This is a genomic window from Streptomyces sp. APSN-46.1 (assembly GCF_022815725.1).
Lineage (GTDB): Bacteria > Actinomycetota > Actinomycetes > Streptomycetales > Streptomycetaceae > Streptomyces.
On record NZ_JALGRF010000031.1, the window covers coordinates 1 to 412 of the forward strand.

Here is a 412-nt window from a genome sequence, read left to right on the forward strand (position 1 = left end):
GTGAGGAGATCCTCTGCGAGCTGTTCGCCGAGGTGCTCGGTGTCCCTTCGGCCGGGGTCGAGGACAACTTCTTCGATCTGGGTGGTCATTCGCTGCTGGCGACGCGGTTGATCAGCCGTATCCGTACGGTGCTGGGAGTCGAGGTTCCGATCCGCACCCTCTTCGAACAGCCCACGGTGGCGGGCCTGGCCGGGGCCCTGGACGCTCCGGGGGAATCGTCCACGCGCCTTCCGGTGCGGGCGCGCGAGCGCTCCGCCGAGATTCCGCTGTCGTTCGCGCAGCGCCGGCTGTGGTTCCTGCAGAAGCTGGAGCAGAGTTCCGCGACCTATCACCTGCCCTTGGCGTTGCGGCTTTCCGGTGAGTTGGACCGGGAGGCGTTGCGGGCCGCGTTGGTTGATGTGGTGGGCCGGCA

At 67.7% G+C, this 412-nt stretch carries 1 protein-coding gene; it reads left to right on the forward strand.

What is annotated here, in order from left to right; genetic code table 11:
* On the forward strand, nt 1–412 hold a 412-nt coding region (locus MTF65_RS30100; protein WP_243632168.1), incomplete at both ends, for a phosphopantetheine-binding protein.